A 23,655-nucleotide genomic window follows, 5' to 3' on the forward strand; every position below is an offset into this window, starting at 1 on the left:
GGGGCGCCCTCGGGGGGTGGCGGCACGCCGGGTCGGCTCGGCGGCGGACGGCCGGTGGGGGGGCGCTCGGGTTCGTGGGTCGGTGGGTGGGGGCGCGCCTGGCCTGCACGTCGGCGGGCGGGCTTAGCGGCGATCGCCGGCGGGCGGGTGGTCGGGTGCGTGGGTCGGTGGGTCGATAGGTGGGTGGGTGGCGGTGGGGCCCACGCGCAGGCGGGCGGCACGCCGGGTCGGCTCGGCGGCGATCGGCCGATGGGCGGGGGCAATCCCGCGCCTCGCCTGCGCGCCGGGGAGCTTAGCGGCTTGCGGGGGTGAGGGCCTTCCCTGGGCGGCCGTCGGCGGTCACACAGGCCTCACCGGCCCCAGCTGTGTGGTGGCGGGTGGTGATTGGCAGATTTGTTCCACGCGCAGGATGAAGGACCGAAGGTCAGCAGGGGACGGATGGCCTTCGGGTGGCACAAATCTGCCAATCACTCCCTACACGTGACCCATGGGACGGATGTGACTCCTCACCGCCCCCACGCCCCCACCACCCGCAAGCCGCTTAGCCCACCCGGCGTGCCCCCGACCCCGACCCCGCCACCGACCCCGACCCGCCCCCCGCCCCCCGACCGCCCCCCACCCCAACCAGCCCCAGCAAGAGCCCCCCCGCCTCGTAGGGTGGTCCCATGACGGAACTTCCCGCCCGGCGTCTTCTCCTGGTGCACGCGCATCCGGACGACGAGTCGATCAACAACGGCGCAACCATGGCCAGGTATGCGGCCGAGGGTGTGCATGTGACCCTGGTCACCTGCACCCTCGGGGAGCGGGGTGAGGTCATCCCGCCGGAGCTGCGGCACCTGACCGGCCCGGCGCTGGGCGCGCACCGGCGCGGTGAGCTGGCCGCCGCCGTACGCGCGCTCGGTGTGACGGATGCCCGCCTGCTCGGCGGCGCGGGCCGCTACGGCGATTCCGGGATGATGGGCATCCCGGACAATGCGGACCCGGGATGCTTCTGGCAGGCCGACCTCGACGAGGCCGCCGGGCACCTGGCCGAGGTGATCCTGGAGGTCCGCCCCCAGGTCCTCGTGACGTACGACGACAACGGCGGCTACGGCCACCCGGACCACATCCAGGCCCACCGCGTCGCCATGCGTGCCGTCGACCTCGCGGCCGAACGCGGCCACCGCATCGCCAAGGTCTACTGGAACCGCGTCCCGCGCTCGGTCGCCGAGGACGCCTTCGCCCGGCTCCAGGACGAGCTGGCCGAGCTGCCCTTCGAGAAGAGTGCCACCGTCGCCGACGTACCCGGCGTGGTGGACGACGAGCGGGTCACCACCGTCGTCGACGGGTCCGCCCACGCCGCCGCCAAGGCCGCCGCGATGCGCGCCCACGTCACCCAGATCGAGGTGGCCGAGCCCTACTTCGCGCTCTCCAACGAACTGGCCCAGCCGCTGTTCACCACCGAGTACTACGAGTTGGTGCGCGGCGCGGGCCGGCCCGGGGAGACCGACCTGTTCGCGGGCATCGAGGAGGCGGCGGCATGAGCGGCAACGGACAGGGCCCGCTGCTCGCCCAGCCGCTCCAGCGGCCCTCGGCGGGGCGGATCGCCGCCTATGCCGGACTCTTCCTGCTCGGCGCCGTCATCGGCCTCGCCGGGTCCCTGGTCCAGGCGGCCTGGTTCCCCGGCGGGCTGCTGCTCGCCCTCGCCGGCGCGGCCGGGCTGTTCCTCGGCGGGGCGTACGCCACGGGCGGCCGGGGCGGGGCCGTCGCCCCGGTGGCGGGCTGGATCGTCACCGTCATCCTGCTCACCACCTCGCGCCCCGAGGGCGACTTCCTGTTCGGCGCGGGACTCGGCTCCTATCTCTTCCTGCTCGGCGGCATGGCCATCGCTGTGATCTGCGCCACCCTTGGCGCCGGGCGGCAACCTCGCGGCGGTCCCGCCCGACTTGCCAAATGACGTACCACTTCGCCGTGCGGCGCAGGTGCGAGTCCGGTGTGGGTTTCCACTGCGGTCATGGGATACACGCCAGAAGTGGCCAGTATGGTGGTGCGCGCCGCCGAGCCGCCCGAGCTAGTTGAGGTCGTAAGGGCGGCGAAGCCAACTGGGAGAACCTGCCTTGAGTCGTGAAACTGACACTCCGTCCTCCGGGCCCGACGGGCGCGGCGGAGCCGCATACCCGTCCGGCACGCCGCCGTACGGGACCCCCATGGCTTCCGACGACGGTACGGACGCCGGCCGTGCGGCCACGCGGCCGGAGGAGAAGAAGACCGAGACGACGCTGACGACCCGGATCCGGATCAACATCCCCGGTTCCCGGCCCATTCCGCCGGTCGTCGTGCGCAAGCCCGTCGGGGACGCCGAGGGCGCCGCGGACGAGGCGCCCGCCCGCGACCCGCGACCCGCGGCCGACCGGACGGCCACCTCCGCCGCCGAGCCCCCCGCCGAGCCCGCGGCCCCGGCCGAGGAGAAGGCCAGCGACTGGTTCGCGCCCCGCAAGTCCTCCGCCGGCAAGGGCGGTCCGGGCGGCGGCGGCACGAACGGGACCGGAACGCCCGGCGGTTCCACCACCGCCCCCGGCGCGTCGGGCACCCGTCCGGGTGGTCCGGGAGCATCCGGTGCGTCCGGTACCACCGGTGCACGCCCCGGCGGTCGCCCCGGCGGTGTGGTCGGCTCCATGAGCGTCCCGGGTGCCTCCCGCTCCGGCACCGGCAAGGGCAAGGGCCTGCCCAGTGCCACCGGTGGCCCCGTCGCCCCCGGACACGGCGGCGGCACCGGCTCCTTCGACGTGACCGAGGCACTGAACGCGGGCCCGCTGGGCAACGGCTCCCGCCCCGGCGCGTCCGGCGGCGAACAGCGCCGCGACAACCTGCCGTACTTCTCGGAGAACGACGGCCAGGACGACTTCGGCGGCACGGGCACGGCCGGTGCGAGCGGCCACGAGGACTTCGGCGGCACCCCGGGCGCGCACGGCGGCAACGGCTTCCCCGGCCCCGGTGCGAACGGCCACGACGGCTTCGGCGGCCCCGCCGCCCCGAGCGGAACGGGCGGCCTCGGCGGCCCCGGTGGGCCCAGCGGCTTCAACGGCCAGAACGGGCACGGCGGCCCGGGCGGCCCCCAGGGCCCGGCCGGCCCCACCAGCGGCCCGGTCACCGGTGACGGCCGCCTCGGCCCGTCGGCCGGCGAACCCTTCGACGCCCGGTCCGGCATGGGCGGTTACGACGGTCCCGGCGGCCGGCACACCCAGGCTCCCCAGCCCCCGCGCAGCGCCCTCGCCGACCTCGCCGACCTCGAAGGGCCTGCCGTCCCGGGCGGCCCCGCCGGACCCGGCGCCCCGGCCACCGGCGCCGGTCCCACCGGTCTCGGTCCGGGCGGCGGACTCAGCGACGACACCGCGATCCTCACCCCGCAGAAGCCGGCCCCCGAACCGGGCACGCCCGGCTACCGCCCGGTCGACAACGTCTCCGGACACACCGTCACCAGCGGCATCCCGGTGGTCCCCGGGTCCGCCGGCTCCCCGTTCTCCGCCGACGCCTCGGCCGGGCAGACCCAGTCCCGGCCGGAGCCGGCCTCCGCCCCCAAGACGCAGGCCAAGCCGAAGAAGAAGGGCCGCAGCAAGCTGGTGCTGCTCGGCGTCGGCGCGGTCGTCGTCGTGGGCGGTGCCTACGGCGCCGGGCTGCTGATGAACCACACCGACGTGCCCAAGGGCACCACGGTCCTCGGCGTGGACATCGGCGGCGGCACCCGTGACGACGCCGTCAAGAAGCTCGACGACGCCTTCGGCAGCCAGGTGAACAAGCCGCTGAAGCTCTCCGTCGGCGGCAGGACGGTCACCCTCACGCCGGAGAACGCCGGTCTCCAGTTCGACTTCCAGGCCACCGTGAGCAAGGCCGCGACAAGCGACTACAACCCGGTCCACGTCATCGGCTCCCTCTTCGGGCAGAAGCGGGTGATCGAGCCCGAGATGCCGGTGGACGAGGAGAAGCTCCAGGCCGCGCTCCAGCAGGCCGGCGGCGGCTCCGGTTCGGTCGTCGAGGGCGGCATCGACTTCAAGCCGGGCAAGGCGGTCGCCGTCTACGGCAAGGCGGGCAAGGCCATCGACGCCGCCCAGTCCACCCAGGCGGTCGAACAGGCCTACCGCACCATGGTGGAGACGGGCACGCCGACCCCGGTCACGGTCCCGACGACCACCAGTCAGCCGACGGTGTCGAACGCGGCGGTCGACCAGGAGATGAAGCTGTTCGCGCAGCCGGCGATGTCGGCCAACGTGGTGGTGAAGACCGACGCGACGCACATGGTCCTGATGAGCCCGCAGAACTCGCTGTGGAAGTTCCTCCGGGTGACGGCCGTCGACGGCAAACTGGTCGACAAGCCCGACCTGGCCGCCCTGAAGCAGCTGTACGGCAAGACCTTCGACGGCGTGCTCATCACCCGCGCCAACGGCAAGAAGACGCCGGTCACTCCGCAGGACGTGTACGGCGCCCTGCGCCAGGCGCTGATCAGCAAGACCAACCGGGTCGCGGTCATCTCCACCAACCCGAGCTAGGCGAGCGGTACAAGGGGGCGTCCGGCGTTCGGCGGACGCCCCCTTCGCCATCCCTGTCACCCGGTCGGCATGACATCTGTCATCCGGCACTCAGGACCCCCGACACTGCCCCGCACCCGGCCCCCGCCGCGAGCATGGACGCCATGACGACAACTGCGGCACCGGCCACCACCACCCCGGTGGTCGGCTTCGACCAGGTGAGCAAGACGTACGGGAGCGTGCGGGCCGTCGACGGGCTCTCGCTCCGGCTGTACCCCGGCGAGACCGTCGCCCTCCTCGGCCCGAACGGGGCCGGCAAGTCCACCACCCTCGATCTGCTCCTCGGCCTCAAGCAGCCCGACGGCGGCACCGTGAGCCTCTTCGGCGGCACCCCGCGCGAGGCGATCGTCGCCGGGCGGGTCGGGGCGATGCTGCAGAGCGGCGGCCTGATGGACGAGGTCACCGTCGAGGAACTGGTCAAGCTGGGCTGCTCGCTGCACCCGAAGCCGTACAAGGCCGCGGACGTGATGACCCGCGCGGGCATCACACAGATCGCCGACCGCAAGGTCAACAAGCTCTCCGGCGGCCAGGCGCAGCGCGTCCGCTTCGCCCTCGCCACCGCCGGCGACAGCGACCTGATCATCCTGGACGAGCCGACCACCGGCATGGACGTCTCCGCCCGCCAGGCCTTCTGGGCCACCATGCGCGAGCAGGCCGACCAGGGCCGTACCGTCCTCTTCGCGACCCACTACCTCGAAGAGGCCGACGCGATCGCGGACCGCGTGCTCGTGCTGCACCGCGGCCGGCTGCTCGCCGACGGCACCGCCGCGGAGATCAAGGCCAAGGCGGGCGCCCGCCGGGTCTCCTTCGACCTGGAGGGCGGGATCGACGAGACAGCCCTGCGCGCCCTGCCGTTCCTGACCTCCATCGACGTGTCGGGCCAGACGGTCCGCATCCAGTCGTCCGACGCCGACGCCACCGTGCACGCCCTGTACGGCCTCGGTGTCTACCCCCGCAACCTCGAAGTCGCCGGTCTCGGTCTGGAGCAGGCCTTCGTCGCCATCACGGAGGCCGAGGAGGCCAAGCAGTCATGAACGCCCTGATCAAGCTCGAACTGACCCGCGCCCTGCGCAACAAGAAGTTCCTGTTCTTCTCGGTCCTCTACCCCGCGATCCTCTTCCTGATCTTCTCCAGCAGCTCCGGCTCGAACGAGAAGGTCGACGGCACCGGCCTGACCGTCGCCACGTACCTGATGGTCTCCATGGCTTCCTTCGGCGCCCTCACCGCCGTCCTGATGGGCAACAGCGAGCGCATCGCCAAGGAGCGCGAGAACGGCTGGGTACGGCAGCTGCGGCTGACCCCGCTGCCCGGGCGCGGCTATGTCCTCGCCAAGACCGCCGGCGCCGCCGTGGTGAGCCTGCCGTCCATCGTCGTGGTGTTCCTGGCCGCCGCCGCGATCAAGCACGTCCACCTGGACGCCTGGCAGTGGCTGGCCCTCACCGGGGTGATCTGGGCCGGCAGCCTGGTCTTCGCCGCGCTCGGCGTCGCCATCGGCTATCTCGCCTCCGGTGACTCGGTCCGCCCGATCACGATGATCATCTACTTCGGTCTGTCGATCCTCGGCGGCCTGTGGATGCCGTCCACCACCTTCCCGAAGGTTCTGCAGAACATCGCGAAGTGGCTTCCCACGCACGCGTACGCTGCACTGGGACGGGCGGTCGAACAGAGCCAGGCCCCGAACGCGACGGACATCGCCATCCTCGCCGTCTACTTCGTCCTCTTCGCGGGCGGCGCGGCCTGGCTGTACCGGAAGGACACGCTGAAGGCGTGAGCACGATGGCGGAAGAACCATGGGCTGACGATGCGCGGCAGGCACGTGAGGTGCGGATCGGCTGGCCGCCCCGCAACCGGCGTGAGCTGACGGTCAAGGTGCTGTGGATCGGCGTCTGGCTGGTCTTCCTCAGCTCGCCGATTCACGACCTGGTCAGCGGCCACCACACCACCGGTGCCACCGTGGCCGGCGCGCTCGGCCTCGCCGCCTTCGTCGGGGTCTACCTGTCGCTGGTCTTCCGCAACATCGGCCGGCCGTTCTCGGGCGCGGTCGTCGTGGTCCTGCTGGTCGTCCTCGGCATCCTCGCCCCCGTGCTGGCCTACACCCTCGGCAGCGCCTGGCTCGGCCTGTTCGTCTACCTGTCGGTCGCCTGCGGGGCCACCCTGCCGCTGCGGGCGGCCTACTGGGCCATCCCGGCGACGGGGGCCGTGTTGTACCTGGTGGGCCTGCACTCCAGCGAGAAGGAGGCCCGCGGCCTGCTCCTCCTGGTGGTACTGATCGGCTTCGCGATGACCGGCGTCGGCCAACTCGTCCGCACGACCATCGAGTTGCGCAAGGCCCGGGCCACCGTCGCCCAGCTCGCCGCCAACGAGGAGCGGCTGCGGCTCGCCCGGGACCTGCACGACCTGCTCGGCCACTCGCTCTCCCTGATCACGCTGAAGAGCGAGCTGGCCGGGCGGATGCTGCCCGACCATCCCGACAAGGCGGCCCAGCAGGTCGCCGACATCGAGCAGGTCAGCCGGCAGGCCCTGGTCGACGTCCGGGAGGCCGTCACCGGCTACCGGCGCCCCCGGCTCGCCGCCGAGCTCGCCGGCGCCCAGGTCGCCCTGACCGCCGCCGGTGTCATCGCCGAGGTGCCCGCCGAGCCCGACCTCGACGACGTCCCCGAGGAGTCCGAGTCCGCGCTCGCCTGGGCGCTGCGCGAGGCGACCACCAACGTGGTCCGGCACAGCGGCGCCGACAAGTGCCTCGTCCAGCTCACCCACCGCCAGACTCTGGACGGCGCGATGCTCGAACTCTCCGTCGAGGACAACGGATCCGGCGGCAGCGGCAGCGGGCCCGGCAACGGCCTGATCGGCCTCACCGAGCGGCTGGAGAAGGCCGGCGGCGCCCTGGAGGCAGGCCGGATCAAGCACGGGTTCCGGCTGGTCGCCCGCGTCCCGTCGGCTCCCCGGGGGGACGTAGGATCCGGGGCATGACGAGCACGATCAAGGTCCTGCTGGCCGAGGACCAGTCGATGGTCCGCGAGGCCCTGGCCGCGCTGCTCGGCCTGGAGGAGGACATCGAGGTCGTCGCCCAGGTCGCGCGCGGCGACCAGGTGCTGGCGGCCGTCGGCGCGCACGGCGTGGACGTGGCGCTGCTCGACATCGAGATGCCCGGCTGCACCGGCATCGCGGCGGCCGCGCAGGTCCACCGGGAGTTCCCGCAGGTCAAACTGGTCGTCCTGACGACCTTCGGCCGCCCCGGCTATCTGCGCAGCGCCATGGAGGCCGGCGCCGACGCCTTCCTCGTCAAGGACGCCCCGGCCGCCCAGCTCGCCGAGGCGATCCGCAAGGTGCTGTCCGGCGAGCGGGTCATCGACCCCACGCTCGCCGCCGCCGCGCTCGCCGAGGGCGCCAACCCGCTCACCGAACGCGAACGCGAGGTGCTCAACGCGGCCGCCGACGGCTCCACCAACGCCGAACTGGCCAAGGCCCTCCACCTCTCCCAGGGCACGGTCCGCAACTACCTCTCCACGGCCATCCAGAAGCTCGCGGTACGGAACAGGGCGGAGGCGGTACGGATCGCGCGGGAGAAGGGGTGGCTCTGAGGGGTCAGTTGAGCATCGCGCGGGCGGTGTGCGCCTGCTCCCGTACCTTCCGCGCGGCCGACTCGTCCACCACCTCGATCAACTCGGCGTAATACTCCAGTTCTTCCGCACCTGACGCGAACTCCCCCCGCTGCACGAGAAGTTGCCCGCGCTCATAGCGCAGCCGAGCCGGATGTGCGGGTACCAGCAGGGCCAGCTCCACGGCCCACAGCGCCACGTCCGACCGCTCCGGCCGGGCTGCGGCCCATGCGCGGATGTTGTTCAGGATCCGCTGGACGACCTCCAGCGGCGCCGCGGGCTCCAGCATCGAGGCGTCCAGCGGCGCCCCCGTGGCCCCCACCACGAGCATCTCCGCGTCTGCCCCGGTCAGCACCCGCCCGCCGTCGAACGGATCGGCCAGCACCTGCTCCTCCGCCGCCCCGAAGCCGACCACGAAGTGCCCCGGCAGCGCGATCCCGTACACCGGAGCCCCCGCCCGCCGCGCGACCTCCAGCCACACCACCGACAGCAGGATCGGCAGCCCGCGCCGCCGCCGCAGCACCTCGTGCAGCAGGGAGGACTCCAGTCGCTGGTAGTCGCCGGGCGTCCCGTGGAAGCCGTAGCGCGCCCCGAGCAGCCGCCGTACGGCCTCCGCCCACGCGCGCGGCCCACCGGGCCGGTACGGCAGCTCGCCCGCGAGCCGGTCCAGCTCCAGCTGGGCGGCGTCGATCCCGGCCTCGTCCAGCGTGCCGTCCCCCTCGGCGCCGATCAGCAGGCACAGCGCCGACAGATCCGGCCGCTCGGACCGTGCCTCCTCGGCGAACCTGCGGCGCAACTCGGCCGACCGCTCCGGCGGGGGCGGATACGGCGGCGGCAGATACGGGTGACGCATGCCAGGCTCATGCCCTTCCACGGCGGTTCTACGACCCGACCGGCCCGGAATCGTCCGGCTCCCGCCGTCCAGCCCCGACGACTGCCGGGCGCGGCGGCGCGGCTCCGGCGACCCGGCGCGCCCGGGGAGGTGTCCCGATCGCCGACCGTGTGCGTGGCGTGGACGGTGTGCGTGGCGTGGGCCGTGTGCGTGGCGTGGGCCGACGCGGCCGTGTTCGCAACCCCGGCCGCGTCGGCCTTGTCGGCGGCGTCGGCCTTGTCCGCAGTCCCCGCCGCGTCGGCTGTGGGCGCGTCGGCCGTGTCCGAGGTGTCGGTCGTATCGGCAGTGTCGGCTGTGCGCGAGGGGGCGGTCGTGTCGGCAGTGTCTGCCGTGTGCGCGGTGTCGGTCGCGTCCCGATCGCCGACCGTGTCCCCGGTGCCAGTCGTGTCCGCAGCCCCGGCCTCGGCCGCGTCGGCAGTGCTGGTCGTGTCCCGATCGCCGACCGAGTCCCCGGTGCCAGCTGTGTCCGCACCCCCGGCCGTGTCCGCACCCCCGGCCCCGGCCGCGTGGGCAGCACTGGTCGTGTCCCGATCGCCGACCGAGTCCCCGGTGCCAGCTGTGTCCGCACCCCCGGCCGTGTCCGCACCCCCGGCCCCGGCCGCGTCGGCAGTGCTGGCCGTGTGCCGATCGCCGACCGAGTCCCCAGTGCCAGTCGTGTCCGCACCCCCGACCGTGTCCGCACCCCCGGCCGTGTGCCGATCGCTGACCGCGTCCGTTGCCCGGTCCCGGCCCGCGTCCGCGTCCGCTGCCCCGCCCCGGCCCGTGGATGCGTGCGTCTCGCGGTCCTGGTCGGCGGGCCCTGCCACGTCCGGTGCCCGGTAGTGGTGGTACGCGTGGTGCGGTGTGAAGCCCAGTGCGGCGTACAGCGCGCGGGCGACCTCGTTGTCCGTCTCGACCTGCAGCCAGGCCGCCGACGCGCCCTCCGCCAGCGCCCGCCGGGCCAGCGCGGCCATCACCTCGGTGGCGAGCCCCTGCCGGCGCCGCCCGGGATCCACCTCGACCGCAGCGAACCCGGCCCACCGCCCGTCCACGACACACCGACCGATCGCCGCCGGGGGCTCACCCCCGGCACCGGGCACGGTCGCGAACCACACCGACGGGCTGCCGCCGAGCACCCGCAGGGCCACCTCGCTCACCCCCTTGCGCTGGTACCGGGCGAGCCACGCCTCGTCCGCCTGCCGCGACAGCACCACACCGGTGCCCTCGGCCCGGTCCGCGACCGGCGCCAGGCCGCCGGTCCACACCTCGGCGGTCACCTCCCGCACCCAGCCGCGCCGCTCCAGCTCCGCACACAGCAGCTCCTGCGTGCCCGCGGCTCCGGTGGCCGTCTGGACGTAGGCGGGCAGGCCGCGCTCGCGGTACCAGCGTCGTACGGCCGTCAGGGCCGCGTCGAGCGGAACGCCCGGATCGCCGAGCGGCAGCACACTGTTGGCACGCCGGGTGAACCCGTCGGCGGCCCGCAGCTCCCACTCACCCAGCCGCTCGGTCTCAAGCGGCTGCCAGCCGCGCGAGCAGACCCGCGCGAGTTCCTCGTACGAGGCGGCGGGGCCCCGGCGGCGCGCCGGAGCGGCCGGTACGACCTTGCCCGCGACCAGCGCGGACTCGGCGATCCGGACACTCTGCCCGTCCCGTCGTGTGATCACGAGCACGCCGCTGTCCCATGATGTGAGAACACCGACCGTGTCGGTGAACTTCTCCTGCGCCGCGCCAGGTTCGCTCAACCGCCGTACGGAGACACGTTTTCCCACGTCAGCAGGGGTGATGCGGACTTCCAGACGTCCTGTAGCCGAGATTTCCACTGGTCAGTTCACCCCTCCTGTTCGGATCATGCCCCGGAACGGAGATACTAGGGGCGGGCATCGACGACGCCGCGCTCCCGCGCGCCAGGCGGCGGAGCCTGAGGAGGCCCGCCAGCGCCCTATCGAGGAGGAACGACAGCGTGACCTACGTCATCGCGCAGCCTTGTGTCGACGTCAAGGACAAGGCGTGCATCGAGGAGTGCCCGGTCGACTGCATTTACGAGGGCTCCCGGTCCTTGTACATCCACCCGGACGAATGCGTCGACTGTGGTGCCTGTGAGCCGGTCTGCCCGGTCGAGGCGATCTTCTACGAGGACGACGTCCCCGAGGAGTGGAAGGACTACTACAAGGCGAACGTCGAGTTCTTCGACGAGCTCGGCTCTCCCGGCGGCGCCAGCAAGCTGGGCCTGATCGAGCGCGACCACCCGTTCGTCGCCGCGCTGCCGCCGCAGGGCGAGTGACCGTCTGAGCGCAAAGCGGCCCGCACCGACCGCGCCGCCTCGGTCCCGTACGGCCCGATCGCCCAGATCGTGGCCGTACGGGACCGAGGCGTTTGCCGCACCGTACGAAAGAGAGCCTGATTCCCGTGTCCGCAGTCTCCGACCGGCTCCCCACCTTCCCCTGGGACAAGCTGGAGCCGTACAAGAAGACGGCCGCCGCGCACCCTGACGGGATCGTCGACCTCTCCGTGGGCACCCCGGTCGACCCCGTGCCCGAGCTGATCCAGAAGGCCCTGATCGACGCGGCCGACTCCCCGGGCTATCCGACCGTCTGGGGCACCCCGGCGCTGCGCGACGCGATCACCGGCTGGCTGGAGCGTCGCCTGGGCGCCCGCGGGGTCACCCACCGCCATGTCCTGCCGGTCGTCGGCTCCAAGGAACTGGTCGCCTGGCTGCCGACCCAGCTGGGCCTCGGCCCCGGCGACAAGGTGGCCTACCCGCGCCTCGCCTACCCCACCTACGAGGTCGGCGCCCGCCTCGCCCGCGCCGACTACGAGGTCTACGACGACCCCCGCGACCTGGACCCGGCGGGCCTGAAGCTCCTCTGGCTGAACTCCCCGTCGAACCCGACGGGCAAGGTGCTGTCGAAGCAGCAGCTGACGGACATCGTGGCCTGGGCCCGCGAGCACGGCGTGCTGCTGTTCTCCGACGAGTGCTATCTGGAGCTGGGCTGGGAGACCGACCCGGTCTCGGTCCTGCACCCGGACGTCAACGGCGGCTCCTACGACGGCATCGTGGCCGTCCACTCGCTCTCCAAGCGCTCCAACCTCGCCGGTTACCGCGCGGCCTTCATCGCCGGCGACCCGGCCGTCCTCGGCCCGCTGCTGGAGATCCGCAAGCACGGCGGCATGATGACCTCCGCACCGACCCAGGCGGCGGTCGTGGCGGCCCTCGGCGACGACGCCCACGTCCACGAGCAGCGCGAGCGCTACGCCGCCCGCCGCGACGCCCTCCGGGGGGCCCTCCTCGGCCACGGCTTCCGCATCGAACACAGCGAGGCCAGCCTCTACCTCTGGGCCACAAGGGACGAGTCCTGCTGGCAGACGGTCGCCCGCCTGGCCGACCTGGGCATCCTCGTCGCCCCGGGCGACTTCTACGGCGAGGCGGGCGAAAAGTTCGTACGAGTGGCCCTGACGGCGACGGACGAACGCGTCCGGGCAGCGGTTTCCCGCCTGACGGCGTAGCACTGCCGCCGTGGCAGGCGAACGGGGCCCAGGGAACTCCCTGGACCCCGTTGGCCGTCGGCTCAGCGGCAGCGAGCCGTCAGCCACCCAGCGGCAGCCCCTGCACCGGTAGGTTGGGCACCCCGCCCTTCGTCACGTTGGACGTGGCGCCCCCGAGGACGTTCCCCGCCGCCCCGGCGGCCTCACCCGCGGCCTTCTGCGCCACCGGCGTCGTCTTCTTCACGGCACCGCCCGTGGTCCTGGCCGCGGCCGGCACGGTCTGCTCGACCGCCTTGCCGCCCGCGTGGCCCGCGAGGGAGGTGACGTTCTGCGCGGCACCGTCGACCGTGTTGCCGGCGTGTGCCGTGTCCAGCGCGGACAGGCCACCCAGGTTCGGTGCCGCCGCCGGCAGGTTCGTGGCCGCACCGGCGGAGCCGGCCGCACCGACCCCGGCTGCCGCTCCCGCTGCGACAAGCAGCGCGGCACGGGCGATCCGGCGGGTCAGAGGGAGGGACATGATGCTCCATTCGACGGGAGAGAACGGTGTCTGTGTCCGGGTCCGTGTCGTGGCCCGGACGCCGTGACTACCGCTCGAAGCCCGCGAAGGTTGCGGACGCCCCAGGTAAAGAATGGATAACGCATCGCATTATCAGGTGTGGATAAAAACGGGCAAAGAGCGTCTGCCCGAATTCCGCAGAATCCTTACGGCCCTTGATTTCCAAGGGGTTCCGGAGGCGGTGCCCGTACCGTCGGAACCGCCGCCCGAACCGGCGCCGCGCAACCCGTCGGCGTGATCTCCCGTACTACTGTCCGGTCACGATCCGGACGGCCCCCAGGGACGCCCCCGCACTGCGGGCGCCGTTCGAAGCGGCCGCCGTCCACCGCCCGCCGCCGCTTCCCGCGGCCCACTCCCGGCCCGCGTACGACACCCGCTCGATGTGCAGCGCCGAGGAGTTGGCCACGGCCCACTGCGCCAGCTGCCAGCCCCGCTGCCGCTCGCCGCGTCCGATCGCGTCCACCTTCGTGCCCTGCGGCACCGGCACGGTCACGGTCCGCCCCTGCGCGGTCGCGGTCACGCTCGGCGCGGGAGACGGCGACGGCACCGGCGTACCGCCCACCTCCGCACCGGTCTCCTGCAGCGCGTCCCGACCGAAGTCCCGTACCAGCGCGGCCCGCACCGCGTCCGGACCCGTCGCCGAGGCCGTCGTCTCCGGGCGACCGTCGCAGGTCAGCGTGGCCGCCGCGCGCCCGGTCAGCGCCGCCGCCAGCAGCTTCGCGTCCTGCTCGTGCTTGGCGTACGCCTCCGGGTAGCCGCTGCGCTGGACCTCCTGGGCCGCCCTGGTCAGCGGCAGATCGGTGTAGTTCGGCACCTTGGCCAGGTGCGCGTAGAAGATGCCGGCCGCGTACGCCGGGTCCATGATCTGCTGCTCGGTGCCCCAGCCCTGCGAGGGCCGCTGCTGGAACAGGCCCAGCGAGTCCCGGTCGCCGTGCTCGATGTTGCGCAGCCCCGACTCCTGCAGGGAGGTCGCCAGCGCGATCGTCACCGCCCGCTCGGGCATCCCGCGCCCGGTGCCGACGGCCGCGATCGTCGCCGCGTTCACCGCCTGCTCCGGCGTGAACTCGTACGACGTCGCGTCACCGTCGGCCGAGACCACCTTGCAGCCGCGTGCTCCGCCGCCTCCGGTGACGTACTGCACCACGAGGTACGCGGCGACGCCGCACAGGACCAACAGGGCCGCGCTGTAACGGAAGAGGCGGCCGCGACGTTTGGGACGGGTGGGGGACGGCTCTGGCACGCGTACAAGGTACTGGAGGCCCGCCGGACCCTCACGTGGGGTTGGCAGACAGCGCTTGCCCGCCGGCCCCGGTGAGCGGCGCGCTAGGGTCGACGCCATGGCCGACACCTCGCTTGACCTCACGCTCGACGCCGCCGCGCTCACCGCGCAGCTCGTGGACTTCCCCTCCGAGAGCGGCACCGAGAAGCCGCTCGCGGACGCGATCGAGACCGCCCTGCGCGCCCTGCCGCACCTGACGGTCGACCGCTACGGCAACAACGTGATCGCCCGCACCCACCTGGGCCGCGCCGAGCGCGTGATCCTGGCCGGCCACATCGACACGGTCCCGATCGCGGACAACGTGCCCTCACGTCTCGACGAGGACGGCGTGCTGTGGGGCTGCGGCACCTGCGACATGAAGTCGGGCGTCGCGGTGCAGCTGCGCATCGCGGCCACGGTCCCCGCCCCCAACCGCGACCTGACGTTCGTCTTCTACGACAACGAGGAGGTCGCCGCCGAGCTCAACGGCCTCAAGCACGTGGCCATGGCCCACCCGGAGTGGCTGGAGGGCGACTTCGCGGTCCTGCTGGAGCCCTCGGACGGCGAGGTCGAGGGCGGCTGCCAGGGCACCCTGCGCATGCTGCTGAAGACGAAGGGGGAGCGGGCCCACTCGGCGCGCTCCTGGATGGGCTCCAACGCCATCCACGCGGCGGCGCCCATCCTGGCCCGCCTGGCCGCCTACGAGCCCCGCTACCCGGTCATCGACGGTCTGGAGTACCGCGAGGGCCTGAACGCCGTGCGCATCAGCGGCGGGGTCGCCGGCAACGTCATCCCCGACGAGTGCGTGGTGACGGTCAACTTCCGCTACGCCCCCGACCGCACGGAGGAGGAGGCGATCGCGCACGTCCGCGAGGTGTTCGCGGACTGCGGAGTGACGGAGTTCGTGGTCGACGACCACAGCGGCGGCGCGCTGCCCGGCCTCTCCCACCCGGCCGCCGCGGCCTTCATCGAGGCGGTGGGCGGCACCCCGCGCCCCAAGTACGGCTGGACGGACGTCTCCCGCTTCGCCGCGCTCGGCATCCCGGCCGTCAACTACGGCCCGGGCAACCCGCACTTGGCCCACAAGCGCGACGAGCGCGTGGAGACGGCCAAGGTCCTGGCGGGCGAGGAACGCCTGCGCGCCTGGCTCACCGAGTAAGACGCCGTAAGACGCCGTACGACGTCGTAGGACACCCGTACGGCGCACGCGTGCCGGACATACGCATGTCCCCCCTCCGTAACCGGCGTGGATCTACGCTGAGGTGGAACCACCCCCGAGCGGAGGGAGCGCACATGCCTACCGGCAACCCCGAGGGGAAGAAGATCCCGCCGGACGAGCAGCGTCTGGGACCGGTCCTCCGCCGACGGGGGCAGGTGACGGCGAGCACGACGGACCAGCGGCTGCTGGACGCCGGCGGCCCCTCGGACTGGGTCCACACCGACCCCTGGCGCGTGCTGCGCATCCAGTCGGAGTTCATCGAGGGCTTCGGCACGCTCGCCGAACTCCCGCCCGCCATCAGCGTGTTCGGCTCGGCGCGTACGCCGGCGGACTCACCGGAGTACGACGCCGGGGTGCGGCTCGGCCGGGGCCTGGTGGAGGCGGGCTGGGCCGTGATCACCGGCGGCGGGCCGGGCGCGATGGAGGCGGCCAACAGGGGCGCGTGCGAGGCGGGCGGCGTCTCGGTCGGCCTCGGCATCGAACTGCCCTTCGAGCAGGGCCTGAACCCCTATGTCGACATCGGCCTGAACTTCCGCTACTTCTTCGTCCGCAAGATGATGTTCGTGAAGTACGCGCAGGGTTTCGTGGTTCTGCCCGGCGGTCTCGGCACCCTCGACGAACTCTTCGAGGCGCTGACCCTGGTCCAGACCCAGAAGGTCACCCGCTTCCCGATCGTCCTCTTCGGCAGCGAGTACTGGGGCGGCCTGGTGTCCTGGCTGAAGAACACCCTGGTGGCCCAGGGCAAGGCGGCGGAGAAGGACCTGCTCCTGTTCCACGTCACGGACGAGGTGGAGGAGGCGGTGGCACTGGTGTCGAAGGAGGCGGGCCGCTAGGACGGGGGTCCAGGGGGCGGAGCCCCCTGGTACCTAAGCCAGACCCCGCCGGGCCACCGCGGGGACCCGGTGCCCGGCGATGGATGCCACCATGTCCAGCACCTGACGCGTCTCGGCCACCTCGTGCACGCGGTACACCTGCGCCCCGAGCCACGCGGACACCGCGGTCGTCGCCAACGTACCGATCAACCGTTCCTTCACCGGCCGGTCCAGCGTCTCCCCGACGAAGTCCTTGTTGGACAGCGACACCAGCACCGGCCACCCCGTGGCGACCATCTCGTCCAACCGCCGCGTCGCCTCCAGACTGTGCCGCGTGTTCTTCCCGAAGTCGTGCCCGGGATCGATCAGCACCGACTCACGCGGCACCCCGAGCGCGACCGCCCGCTCGGCCAGACCCACGGTGACATCGAGGATGTCGGCCATCACATCGTCGTACGTCACCCGATGCGGACGCGTACGCGGCTGCACACCCCCCGCGTGCGTGCACACCAGCCCCACCTCGTACCGCGCGGCGACCTGAGCGAGCCCCGGGTCGACGCCACCCCACGCGTCGTTCAGCAGATCCGCCCCCGCCTCGCACACCGCCTCGCCGACCTCGGCCCGCCAGGTGTCCACGCTGATGATCACGTCCGGGAAGCGCCGCCGTACCTCCGCCACGAAGCCGACCGTCCGCCGCGCCTCCTCCTCGGCCGTGACCTCCTCGCCCGGCCCGGCCTTCACCCCGCCGATGTCGATGATCGCGGCGCCCTCGGCCACCGCCTGCTCCACACGCGCGAGGGCCGGCTCGTCACGGAACGTGGCTCCTTGGTCGTAGAAGGAGTCCGGAGTCCGGTTCACGATTGCCATGATCACCGGCTCATGGGGCCCGAATTCCCGCCTGCCCAGCCTGAGCATCCGCTGTGACCTCTCCTAGTACGTTCCACAGTGCGGCCGCCTGTGACCCTAACTGTCAGACTCGCATGGCACGATCGGACCCTGAGAGTTTCGACGGAGACATTCGACGTCCGGCCGAGCGTCCGGCAGAGAGCGTGGGGACCCTGGCGATGGTGATGTTCTTGTTCCTGGTCGTCGCGCTGGCCGTCGTGGTCGCCGCGGTGACACTGGGTGTGGTGGGCGGCGGCGGCAGCGGCCCGCTGCCCGAGGTGGCCCCGGAGCGGCTGCAGGACCCGCTGCCCCCGGACCGCCCGGTGAGCCGCGCCGACGTGGACGGCGTGCGCTTCCCGGTCGCCCCGCGCGGCTACCGCATGGCGGACGTCGACGACGTCCTCGGCCGGCTCGGCGCCGAACTCGCCGAGCGGGACGCCCGTATCGCCGACCTGGAGTCGGCACTGGCCGGCGCCAGAGCCGCGGCGGCACACGTCCGCATGGAGAAGCCCGATCACCCGGAGGACCAGCGATGAGCGACGGTGCCGCCCTCGCCGGGCCCGACGGCGCGCTGCGCTGCCCCTGGGCCCTGTCCACCGACGACTACGTGTCGTACCACGACGAGGAGTGGGGCCGCCCGGTCCACGGCGACGACGCCCTCTTCGAGCGGATCAGCCTGGAGGCCTTCCAGTCGGGCCTGTCCTGGATCACGATCCTGCGCCGCCGCGAGGGTTTCCGCGCGGCTTTCTCCGGCTTCCGGATCGAGAAGGTCGCCGCGTTCACCGACGAGGACCGCGAGCGCCTGCTGATGGACGAGGGGATCATCCGCAACCGCGCCAAGATCGACGCCACGCTGGCCAACGCGCGCGTGCTCGCCGACTGGGCGGACGGCGACCTGGACGAGCTGATCTGGTCCCACGCCCCCGACCCGGCCGGCCGCCCGGCCCCGCAGACCGTCGCCGACGTCCCGGCCGTGACCCCGGAGTCCACGGCGCTGTCCAAGGCGCTGAAGAAGCGGGGCCTCAGATTCGTCGGCCCGACGACTGCGTATGCGTTGATGCAGGCGTGCGGCCTGGTCGACGACCACCTGGAGGCGTGCGTGGCGAGAGGAGCGGGCGTCTGACAGCCATCGCCCCGACCCTGGCCGACATCCTGGACGCGGCGGCGCAGGGCCGCTTCCCGGCGCCCGACGGCGGTACGACCGTGGTGCCGCAGCCGAGCCGCCGCGACGCCGGGGTGATCGCGTTCACCGCGCACTCCGTGGTGTTCACCGACGAAGATCCGCAGTGGGTGCACAGCACGCTCGCGTCCCTCGACTGCGACGAGCTGGCGGCGGCGATGAACCCCCGCTTCCTGGCCGCGTTCCTGCACCGCACGGGCCGCACGACGGACTGCGTGGATCTGCTCTCCGTGGCGAGCTCCCTGCCCGGCGATCCCCCGGTGGACCTGCGCGAACTCACCGACCCGGACCATCCGCGCGTGCACAGCGCCCGTAAGCGCCGGGACGACGTGCGCGTCTGGGCGACGGACGGCGCAGTGGTCGTCCTCGGGCGGGGTGTGGCGGGCCGCTGGGAGACGGCGGTCGAGGTGGACGAGGACGTACGCCACCGGGGGCTGGGCCGGGCCCTGGCCACAGCCGCCCGGCACCTCGTTCCCCCGGGCCACTGGGTCTGGTCCCAACAGGCCGCCGGCAACGCCCGCAGCATCCGCGCCTTCCAGGCAGCCGGCTACCGCCCCGTGGCCGCGGAGTCCCTGCTCGTCGCACGCTAGCCCCCCGAGCCTGCCGCCCGGCCCGACCGCCTGGCCGGTGCAGAGGCTCCGCGCGCCGCGTGCGAGGGCCGCCCGGTCCGCGGTCGCTGCCGCCGGTCTGCTGCTGCCCGGCTCGCGGTTGGTGCTGCTGGTCTGCCGCCGCTCGCTCCGCCGTGGCTCCGCGGGTCGCCGCCGGCTCGACCGCCTGGCTGGCATGGAGGCCCTGCGCATCGCGTGCGAGGGCCGCCCGGTCCGCCGTCCGTGGCCGCTCGGTTCGCGGTCGCCGGGGCTGGTCTGCCGCCGCTCGGTCCGCCGTGGCTCCGCCGATCTGCCCCGGCCCGACCGCCTGGCCCGCACGGAGCCCCTGCGCATTGCCCCGAGGCGCCGAAGACGGCATGGCGCCGTCGGTCCGGCCGCCCCGCGCCGAGCGAGCGTGGGGCAGGCCGGGCGGCGGTCGCTGCGGTGGTCGGGGCTCAGCGGCCCAGGTACTTCGGCTTCTCCTTGTTCACGAACGCCTGGACGGCGATCGCGTGGTCCTCGGACTGGCCGGCGCGGGTCTGCAGGTCGTCCTCCTTGTCCAGGGTCTCGGAGAGGGAGTGCGTGAGGCCGTAGGCCACCGCCTCCTTGATGGCCGCGTACGCCACCGTCGGGCCCTCGGCCAGCGCCCGCGCCGTCTTCTCGGCCTCGGCGCGCAGCTCGGCCGCGGGGACGACCCGGTTGGCGATGCCCAGCTCCAGCGCGTCCTGGGCGCTGATGCTGCGCGGGAAGAGCAGCAGGTCGGCGGCGCGGCTCGGGCCGATCACCCGGGGCAGGGTCCAGGAGATGCCGGAGTCGGCGGTCAGGGCCACGCCCGCGAAGGAGGTGTTGAAGGCGGCCGTGTCGGCGACCACCCGGTAGTCCGCGGCGAGCGCGAAGCCGAAACCGGCCCCGGCCGCGACCCCGTTCACCGCGGCGACCACCGGCTTGGGCGCCCCGGCGAGGGCCCGCACGATCGGGTTGTAGTGCTCCTTGACCGTGCTCATCGTCTGCCCGGACCCGGTCTCACGGTCCGCCGCGAGCAGTCCGATGTGCTCCTTGAGGTCCTGGCCGACGCAGAACGCCCGGTCCCCGGCCGCTGTCAGCAGGATCGCCCGTACGGCCGTGTCCCCGGCCGCGGATTCCGCCGCCTCCCGCAGGGCGACCTTCGTCGCGATGTTCAGCGCGTTCATCGCCTCGGGGCGGTTCAGCGTGATCGTCGCGAGTCCGTCGCTCACCTCGTAGAGCACGGTGTCGGCCATGGCGCATCCCCTCCGGTTCGCGGGTGACGTACCGCTCAGTACGTCTCTGTACGAAGCACAGCATGGCGGAGATCGCCGCCCATGGGCCGGACCCGACATGTGACCTGCATCAAAGAAAACCGGAGCGGAGTCGGCCGGTCGATGTCGGTGCGGCGGTGCAGTATCGCAGCCACATCGCCGAATTGGGTGGTTTTGCTCGCGCGCGTTGCCCAAGCGATGCCTACTGACGTTGGTCATCGGGTCCTGCGATGCGGGATAATGGCTGGGAAGCAATGTGTTCGATGCCGGTGTCGCGTGTCCGTTTCGGAACCGCGGATGCCCTCCCAGGGCTCTCGGCAGACGATGAGCTGGTTTCAGGAAGGGGAACGAGCATGGCGGCCATGAAGCCGCGGACGGGTGATGGCCCGCTCGAGGTGACCAAGGAGGGGCGGGGCATCGTCATGCGCGTTCCGCTCGAAGGCGGCGGTCGACTCGTCGTCGAGCTGACCCCTGACGAGGCCGAGGCGCTCGGCGACGCCCTCAAGAAGGTCGTCGTCTGACGTCCCAGCGATCCTGTCCTTCGGACTGCCCCGGCATCGTACGCGGTGCCGGGGCAGTCGCGCTCCCGGACCCCGCGGCGGGTCTCACCTCTTGACCGCGCACAGGAGGCCGTCGCCCACCGGCAGCAGCGACGGGACCAGTTCCTGGCTCTCGCGCACCGCGCGCAGCAGCTCCCGCAGCCGCAGCACCTCCGTGGGCTGCGGTCCGGAGTCCACCGTACGGCCGTTGGCGAAGACGCCCTCGAACACCACCAGACCGCCCGGCCGCAGCAGGCGCAACGATTCAGCGAGGTAGTCCAGGTACTCCAGCCGGTCGCCGTCGCAGAAGACGAGGTCGTAGCCGGCGTCCGCGAGCCGGGGCAGGACGTCCAGGGCGCGGCCGGGGATGAAGCGGGCCCGGTTGCTGGCGAAACCGCAGGCGCGGAAGGCCTGCCGGGCGAACTGCTGGTGGTCCGGCTCCGGGTCGACCGTGGTGAGCACCCCGTCCGGGCGCATGCCGTGCAGCAGATGGATTCCGGATACCCCGCAGCCCGTGCCGATCTCCGCGACCGCCTTCGCGTCCACGGAGGCGGCGAGCAGTCGCAGCGCGGCGCCGGTGCCGGGCGACACCGAGCGCAGCCCTGCCTCGCGGGCCCGGTCGCGGGCCCACCGCAGCGCGTCGTCCTCGGCGACAAAGGCGTCGGCGAACGCCCAGCTCGTCTGCCGGTTGCCGGTAATGACCCTCTCCTGTCCCCGTGGTTGCCTGGGCGTGACTGTATCCGTTGGCGGCGGGAACCCGCAGATAGGACCAGGCGTTTAAAGGGTTGAGACGGTGGCCCGGGACGTGACGGGGGTAAGACGGGGGTGCTAGAGGTGGATGGGGACGCCGAGCAACTGCTGACGCAGCCGGATGAGCCGTATCAGCCCAGATCAAATTCTTGTAAAACCGCTTATGGGGAGCTAACGGGCGAGGTGGCTATGGTAGGGGCTCCACTGGACACCACCAGAGCTGACAGGGGAGGTGCGGCTGCGCCCCGGGACCGGGGTGGAGTGCTGCGGCGCTTCCTCGGGTCGGCGGGCAGGCCGAAATCCGTGACCGACACCGCTGCTGACCACCACGCCGGTTTCGCCGCAGGCGAGGCCCAGACCGCGACCTTCTCCACCGACGCGGACGGGCAGGCGTGGACTCCGCCCACGTGGGAGGAGATCGTCAGCACGCACAGCGGCCGGGTCTACCGGCTGGCCTACCGTCTGACGGGCAATCAGCACGATGCCGAGGACCTCACCCAGGAGGTCTTCGTCCGTGTCTTCCGCTCCCTGTCGACGTACTCGCCGGGCACCTTCGAGGGCTGGCTGCACCGCATCACCACCAACCTGTTCCTGGACATGGTCCGGCGCAAGCAGCGCATCCGCTTCGACGCCCTCGGCGAGGACGCGGCCGAGCGCCTGGCCAGCCGCGAGCCCACCCCGCAGCAGCTCTTCAACGACGCGCACTTCGACGCCGACGTCCAGCAGGCCCTGGACACCCTCGCGCCCGAGTTCCGCGCCGCCGTCGTCCTGTGCGACATCGAGGGACTGTCGTACGAGGAGATCGCCGCCACCCTCGGTGTGAAGCTCGGCACGGTCCGCTCCCGTATCCACCGTGGCCGCTCCCAGCTCCGCAAGGCGCTCGCGCACCGGTCCCCGGAGGCCCGCGCGGCCGAGCGGCGCTCCTTCGTGGCCCGTGTCCCCGCTCTGGGGGGAGGGGGCGCGACCGCGTGAGTGGATCCCGGCCCAAACCTGCGGAGGCACACCTCGCAGAGCAGCACCTGGGAGACCGGCTCTCCGCCCTGGTGGACGGAGAGCTCGGTCATGAGTCGCGTGAGCGGGTCCTCGCGCACTTGGCCACCTGTGCCCGGTGCAAGGCGGAGGCGGACGCCCAGCGCCGGCTGAAGAACGTGTTCGCGGAGACGGCCCCGCCGCCTCCCTCGGCAAGCCTCCTGGCCCGCCTCCAGGGCCTCCCCGGAGGAGGTGACCCGGACGGCGACGGCATGTCGCCGCCGGGGGGAGGACTCTTCGGCCGCGGCCCGGGTGACGACGAGACCACCGGGCCGGCGGGAACCTCCGGCGTCTTCGGAATGAGGCGCGGCGAGCGCTTCGCGTTCGGCTATGTCCCGGCCCGCCCGCACGGCTCCGCGCATCCGGACAGCCCGGTCCCGGCCGCCGAGGAGCGCGGCTTCCGTATCCACCCCGTCGGCCGCCCGGACGACGGCCGCTCCGCCTCGCGCGGACTGCGGTTCGCGTTCGCCGCCGCCGGCGCGGTGTCGCTGGCCGCGGTCGCCCTCGGCGGCGTGACCACCGCCGTCCCCGGTGACAACACCGCGGACCCCCGCGGCGGCTCCGGCACCGGCAGCAATGTCATCCCGGCGCGCTCGGCGGGCACCGGCGCGGGCTCGGCCACGCCCGACAGCCCGCGCCGCCGCTCGGTGGGACCGCTGCTCGCCCAGGGCGGTACCCAGTTCGGACCGACGCCGGCCGTCCCGACGTCGATGACCGCGCCGCTGGTGCCCGGACTGCCGACCCCCGGCTCCGGCGGTACCCAGGGCGACGGCGCCATGCGCGGCCTGACCGCGCCGGTGCTGGCCGGTGCGGCCGCGGTCTCCCCGCTGATACGTCCGCTCGACGACACCGTGGTCTACCCGCTCGCCGCCTGGTCCAGGATTCCCGGAGTGACCGGCTCCGGCCTGCTGCCCGCCCCCGTCCCCGGCACCGCCCCTGGCACCACCCCCGCTCCCACACCGCCCCCCTCCACCCCCCGCCAGAACCCCTGACCGGCCACTGCGCCACGGCCCGCGAACCTGGTTGAATCTGTGAGGGCCGTTCCCGC

At 72.9% G+C, this 23,655-nt stretch carries 24 protein-coding genes and 1 pseudogene; 18 read left to right on the forward strand and 7 right to left on the reverse strand.

Going from position 1 to position 23,655, the window contains the following annotated elements; all coding sequences use genetic code 11:
• The first annotated feature begins 665 nt into the window (after positions 1-665).
• The 7 genes from mshB (at position 666) to ACZ418_RS07190 (ending at position 8,143) form a co-directional block, all read left to right on the forward strand.
• Positions 666-1,523 (forward strand): N-acetyl-1-D-myo-inositol-2-amino-2-deoxy-alpha-D-glucopyranoside deacetylase, encoded by an 858-nt coding sequence (gene mshB / locus ACZ418_RS07160; protein ID WP_468358148.1) that lies wholly within the window; start codon positions 666-668, stop codon positions 1,521-1,523.
• Positions 1,520-1,936, forward strand: coding sequence for a DUF6113 family protein (locus tag ACZ418_RS07165; protein ID WP_468358150.1), 417 nt, complete (start codon positions 1,520-1,522; stop codon positions 1,934-1,936). Before mshB ends, ACZ418_RS07165 begins: the two co-directional genes overlap by 4 nt.
• Positions 1,937-2,096: 160 nt before the next feature.
• Positions 2,097-4,523 (forward strand): hypothetical protein, encoded by a 2,427-nt coding sequence (locus ACZ418_RS07170; protein WP_468358153.1) that lies wholly within the window; start codon positions 2,097-2,099, stop codon positions 4,521-4,523.
• Positions 4,524-4,666: 143 nt separating this feature from the next.
• On the forward strand, positions 4,667-5,596 hold the full coding sequence (locus ACZ418_RS07175; protein WP_468358156.1) for an ABC transporter ATP-binding protein: 930 nt from the start codon (positions 4,667-4,669) through the stop codon (positions 5,594-5,596).
• Positions 5,593-6,333, forward strand: coding sequence for an ABC transporter permease (locus tag ACZ418_RS07180; RefSeq protein ID WP_468358159.1), 741 nt, complete (start codon positions 5,593-5,595; stop codon positions 6,331-6,333). The genes ACZ418_RS07175 and ACZ418_RS07180 overlap by 4 nt, the downstream gene beginning before the upstream one ends.
• Positions 6,334-6,338: 5 nt before the next feature.
• Complete coding sequence (locus ACZ418_RS07185; RefSeq protein ID WP_468358922.1) at positions 6,339-7,532, forward strand: sensor histidine kinase; 1,194 nt, start codon at positions 6,339-6,341, stop codon at positions 7,530-7,532.
• Positions 7,529-8,143 (forward strand): response regulator, encoded by a 615-nt coding sequence (locus ACZ418_RS07190; protein WP_468358162.1) that lies wholly within the window; start codon positions 7,529-7,531, stop codon positions 8,141-8,143. The genes ACZ418_RS07185 and ACZ418_RS07190 overlap by 4 nt, the downstream gene beginning before the upstream one ends.
• 4 nt (positions 8,144-8,147) lie before the next feature.
• On the opposite strand, the gene ACZ418_RS07195 is transcribed toward ACZ418_RS07190, so the two are convergent.
• Both ACZ418_RS07195 and ACZ418_RS07200 read right to left on the reverse strand, forming a co-directional pair.
• Entirely contained in the window at positions 8,148-9,014 is an 867-nt protein-coding gene (locus tag ACZ418_RS07195; protein WP_468358165.1) for a transglutaminase family protein, read from the reverse strand.
• A gap of 836 nt (positions 9,015-9,850) precedes the next feature.
• Positions 9,851-10,852, reverse strand: a pseudogene (locus ACZ418_RS07200) (GNAT family N-acetyltransferase); the annotation flags it as partial.
• A 140-nt stretch (positions 10,853-10,992) separates the two neighbouring features.
• On the opposite strand from ACZ418_RS07200, the gene fdxA reads away from it, so the two are divergent.
• Together fdxA and ACZ418_RS07210 are read left to right on the forward strand one after the other, a co-directional pair.
• Entirely contained in the window at positions 10,993-11,313 is a 321-nt protein-coding gene (gene fdxA / locus ACZ418_RS07205) for a ferredoxin (protein WP_023546973.1), read from the forward strand.
• A 125-nt stretch (positions 11,314-11,438) separates the two neighbouring features.
• On the forward strand, positions 11,439-12,536 hold the full coding sequence (locus ACZ418_RS07210) for a bifunctional succinyldiaminopimelate transaminase/glutamate-prephenate aminotransferase (protein WP_468358168.1): 1,098 nt from the start codon (positions 11,439-11,441) through the stop codon (positions 12,534-12,536).
• Between the two features lie 79 nt (positions 12,537-12,615).
• On the opposite strand, the gene ACZ418_RS07215 is transcribed toward ACZ418_RS07210, so the two are convergent.
• Both ACZ418_RS07215 and ACZ418_RS07220 read right to left on the reverse strand, forming a co-directional pair.
• Positions 12,616-13,032, reverse strand: coding sequence for an ATP-binding protein (locus tag ACZ418_RS07215; RefSeq protein WP_468358171.1), 417 nt, complete (start codon positions 13,030-13,032; stop codon positions 12,616-12,618).
• 286 nt (positions 13,033-13,318) lie between these two features.
• The gene (locus ACZ418_RS07220) at positions 13,319-14,311 is read right to left on the reverse strand and encodes a heavy metal transporter (RefSeq protein WP_468358174.1); all 993 of its coding nucleotides are present in this window, start codon (positions 14,309-14,311) and stop codon (positions 13,319-13,321) included.
• Between the two features lie 97 nt (positions 14,312-14,408).
• Between ACZ418_RS07220 and dapE the strand changes: the two genes are divergently transcribed.
• The gene (gene dapE / locus ACZ418_RS07225) at positions 14,409-15,488 is read left to right on the forward strand and encodes a succinyl-diaminopimelate desuccinylase (protein WP_468358177.1); all 1,080 of its coding nucleotides are present in this window, start codon (positions 14,409-14,411) and stop codon (positions 15,486-15,488) included.
• A 134-nt stretch (positions 15,489-15,622) separates the two neighbouring features.
• The gene (locus ACZ418_RS07230; RefSeq protein WP_468358180.1) at positions 15,623-16,381 is read left to right on the forward strand and encodes an LOG family protein; all 759 of its coding nucleotides are present in this window, start codon (positions 15,623-15,625) and stop codon (positions 16,379-16,381) included.
• A gap of 33 nt (positions 16,382-16,414) precedes the next feature.
• Here the strand turns inward: ACZ418_RS07230 and folP are convergent, their stop codons facing one another.
• Positions 16,415-17,275 (reverse strand): dihydropteroate synthase, encoded by an 861-nt coding sequence (gene folP, locus ACZ418_RS07235; RefSeq protein WP_468358183.1) that lies wholly within the window; start codon positions 17,273-17,275, stop codon positions 16,415-16,417.
• A 149-nt stretch (positions 17,276-17,424) separates the two neighbouring features.
• On the opposite strand from folP, the gene ACZ418_RS07240 reads away from it, so the two are divergent.
• From ACZ418_RS07240 to ACZ418_RS07250, 3 genes are read left to right on the forward strand one after another with little or no spacing between them, the layout of a single operon-like run.
• Positions 17,425-17,781 (forward strand): DivIVA domain-containing protein, encoded by a 357-nt coding sequence (locus tag ACZ418_RS07240; protein ID WP_468358186.1) that lies wholly within the window; start codon positions 17,425-17,427, stop codon positions 17,779-17,781.
• Entirely contained in the window at positions 17,778-18,368 is a 591-nt protein-coding gene (locus tag ACZ418_RS07245; protein WP_468358189.1) for a DNA-3-methyladenine glycosylase I, read from the forward strand. Before ACZ418_RS07240 ends, ACZ418_RS07245 begins: the two co-directional genes overlap by 4 nt.
• A gap of 5 nt (positions 18,369-18,373) precedes the next feature.
• Entirely contained in the window at positions 18,374-19,015 is a 642-nt protein-coding gene (locus ACZ418_RS07250) for a GNAT family N-acetyltransferase (RefSeq protein ID WP_468358925.1), read from the forward strand.
• Between the two features lie 452 nt (positions 19,016-19,467).
• Here the strand turns inward: ACZ418_RS07250 and chcB are convergent, their stop codons facing one another.
• Positions 19,468-20,271 (reverse strand): 2-cyclohexenylcarbonyl CoA isomerase, encoded by an 804-nt coding sequence (gene chcB, locus ACZ418_RS07255; RefSeq protein WP_468358192.1) that lies wholly within the window; start codon positions 20,269-20,271, stop codon positions 19,468-19,470.
• A 62-nt stretch (positions 20,272-20,333) separates the two neighbouring features.
• Here chcB and ACZ418_RS07260 point away from each other — a divergent pair, with 62 nt between their 5' ends.
• Together ACZ418_RS07260 and ACZ418_RS07265 are read left to right on the forward strand one after the other, a co-directional pair.
• Positions 20,334-20,498 (forward strand): hypothetical protein, encoded by a 165-nt coding sequence (locus ACZ418_RS07260; protein WP_468358195.1) that lies wholly within the window; start codon positions 20,334-20,336, stop codon positions 20,496-20,498.
• Between the two features lie 144 nt (positions 20,499-20,642).
• On the forward strand, positions 20,643-20,810 hold the full coding sequence (locus ACZ418_RS07265; protein ID WP_018544333.1) for a DUF3117 domain-containing protein: 168 nt from the start codon (positions 20,643-20,645) through the stop codon (positions 20,808-20,810).
• An 84-nt stretch (positions 20,811-20,894) separates the two neighbouring features.
• On the opposite strand, the gene ACZ418_RS07270 is transcribed toward ACZ418_RS07265, so the two are convergent.
• Positions 20,895-21,593, reverse strand: a complete 699-nt coding sequence (locus ACZ418_RS07270; protein WP_468358928.1) for an O-methyltransferase — start codon at positions 21,591-21,593, stop codon at positions 20,895-20,897.
• Between the two features lie 246 nt (positions 21,594-21,839).
• Here ACZ418_RS07270 and sigE point away from each other — a divergent pair, with 246 nt between their 5' ends.
• A complete protein-coding gene (sigE, locus tag ACZ418_RS07275) occupies positions 21,840-22,550 on the forward strand; it encodes an RNA polymerase sigma factor SigE (RefSeq protein ID WP_228623347.1) in 711 nt (236 codons plus the stop codon).
• Positions 22,547-23,599, forward strand: coding sequence for an anti-sigma factor family protein (locus tag ACZ418_RS07280; protein WP_468358199.1), 1,053 nt, complete (start codon positions 22,547-22,549; stop codon positions 23,597-23,599). The genes sigE and ACZ418_RS07280 overlap by 4 nt, the downstream gene beginning before the upstream one ends.
• Positions 23,600-23,655 lie beyond the last annotated feature (56 nt).

Source organism: Streptomyces sp. NPDC030820, assembly GCF_055572075.1.